The sequence below is a fragment of the Sulfuricurvum sp. RIFOXYD12_FULL_44_77 genome (assembly GCF_001830725.1).
GTDB lineage: Bacteria > Campylobacterota > Campylobacteria > Campylobacterales > Sulfurimonadaceae > Sulfuricurvum > Sulfuricurvum kujiense_A.
Genome location: NZ_MIBU01000019.1, coordinates 1 through 2,245, shown reverse-complemented (window position 1 = coordinate 2,245; position 2,245 = coordinate 1). Strand labels below are relative to the sequence as shown.

Annotated in this window: 3 protein-coding genes; 2 read left to right on the top strand and 1 reads right to left on the bottom strand. The window is 45.9% G+C overall.

Annotation, left to right across the window (positions count from 1 at the left end; translation table 11 throughout):
- A partial coding sequence (locus tag A2517_RS00855) for an ABC transporter substrate-binding protein (protein ID WP_294893475.1) occupies nt 1–563 on the bottom strand: 563 nt, incomplete at its 3' end.
- A 104-nt stretch (nt 564–667) separates the two neighbouring features.
- On the opposite strand from A2517_RS00855, the gene glyQ reads away from it, so the two are divergent.
- Both glyQ and A2517_RS00845 read left to right on the top strand, forming a co-directional pair.
- Complete coding sequence (glyQ, locus tag A2517_RS00850; RefSeq protein WP_294893474.1) at nt 668–1,549, top strand: glycine--tRNA ligase subunit alpha; 882 nt, start codon at nt 668–670, stop codon at nt 1,547–1,549.
- Nucleotides 1,549–2,245, top strand: a 697-nt coding sequence (locus A2517_RS00845; protein WP_294893473.1) for a helix-hairpin-helix domain-containing protein, incomplete at its 3' end; no start/stop codon positions are given. The genes glyQ and A2517_RS00845, both read left to right, overlap by 1 nt.

Below are 2,245 nucleotides of genomic sequence, written 5' to 3'. Positions count from 1 at the left end.
CCTTTTTCTTTGAGAACAAACGGCTCATTTGAGATGTAGCATGCCATAACATCGGTTTTTCCGTTGGCAATATCGATTGGGTTATAGCTATGTTCTAGAACTTTTATTTGATCCAGTCGAATCCCTTGCGAATTCAGCATCGCACGAACCGAAATCGTATCTTGGAAATCTGAGGTCATCATCACCCGCTTCCCGATCAAATCCTGTGGTGTTTTGATATCTGCCGATTTTTGGGATAGGAGAACAAAAGGGGAACTTTGAAATATTGCAGACAAAGCAACAACATTTTTCCCCGCCATCCGATCATTCAGCAAGGAAGATCGCCCTATTCCGTACGTACTCCGCCCTGCCATCACTTCATCGACCGAGAGTTTTTTAGGATCAAATTTTTGGAGAGTAACCTCTAATCCGGCATCCCGATAAAACCCTTTCTCTTTGGCGACATAATATCCCGCAAATTGAAACTGATCCGCCCACTGCAACTGCACTGAAACCTTTTCAATCGGCTGCTGTGCGTAAAGGGCTGCAAAGCAGAAAAACAACAAAAATAAATACTGCTTCATTATATCCCTCTAATTCTTGTTCTCATAATAGGGAGAATTGCTTTAAAAAACCCTTTGAGTATGGGTTTTTGGTATAATGACGCAATTTATTTAATGGGATTGTTATGATTACGTTCGGGGATATGCTTTTAAAACTTCAACAATTTTGGAATGATCAAGGGTGTGCGATTGTTCAGCCCTATGATATTGCGGCAGGTGCGGGAACGTTTCACCCAGCCACCTTTTTACGTTCACTCGACTCACAGCCGTGGTCGGTAGCCTACGTCGCCCCTAGCCGCCGCCCGACAGACGGGCGATACGGTGAAAATCCGAACCGATTGGGAAGTTACTATCAATTTCAAGTTCTCATCAAACCTTCGCCTGAAAATATCCAAGAGCTCTATCTTAAAAGTTTAGAGTATCTCGGACTTAACCTTAAAGACCACGATATCCGTTTCGTTGAGGACAACTGGGAATCACCGACACTCGGTGCTTGGGGGCTGGGATGGGAAGTATGGCTCAATGGTATGGAAGTGACCCAATTCACCTATTTTCAGCAAGTAGGCGGGGTAGCGTGTGATCCCGTTGCCGTTGAGATCACCTACGGGACAGAGCGTCTAGCGATGTATCTGCAAGGGGTCGATACGGTATTTGATATCGTATGGAGTGAGAATAAATTCGGCAAGACTCTCTACCGTGATATCCATAAAGAGGGTGAAATCGAATTTAGCAAATACAACTTTGAAATTGCCGATACGGCCATGCTCTTCGCCGAATTTGAAGCCAAAGCGGCCGAGTGCAAACGGTGTCTTGATGCAGAGCTTCCCCTCCCTGCGTATGATCTGTGTATGATGGCGTCTCATACATTTAATACCCTCGATGCGCGCAAAGCGATCTCGGTAACAGAACGTGCCAACTACATCCTCAAAATCCGCGAACTCGCCAAAGGGTGTGCGGAGCTTTATAAAGCACAAGAGGAAGAACGGAACCTCCGCGTAAAAGCCTAATGCAAACCCTCATCGGTCAAATCGATCGAATTATCTACCAAAACAACGGTTTCTTTATCGCCGCTCTTAAAAGCGGGGACAAAATTAGCGCCCACTACTATGAAAGCGACGTCGATCACCTCAAAGACGCCGCGGTCACCCTTAAAGGCTCATGGGAAGAGCATCGTCAACACGGACGAACCTTTAAAGCCCAGAGCCTCATCGTCAACCAAAACGAACTCTTCTTTTTTCTCAACCGCGTCGTTAAAGGATTTACCAAAAAACTGACCGCCGAACTCATTGAAAAATATGGAACGGAAGAACTCATTAATATTCTGGATAATGATATCGAGCGATTACTGGAAGTAAAGGGGATGAACGAAAAACGGCTCCTCAAACTCTCCAACGGATGGAAACAGTTTCGTTCCATGCGACAACTCGGAGAGTTTTTAGCTCCGCTAGGGGTTACCCCCGCTTTGCTACGCCTTATTGCAGGGGCTTTAAGAGAGCTCAAAGATCCGATCGAAGCGATCAAACATAATCCTTACGGCTTGATGCGGATCAACGGGATCGGATTTAAAAAGGCCGATGAAATCGCTTTAAACATGGGAATCCGACGTGATGATGATCGTCGTATCCAAGCGGCGATGGAGTACACCTTGAGCGAATATTGCGATTCCGAGGGGAACAGCTGTATTGAGCGTCGCGCTCTGTTTG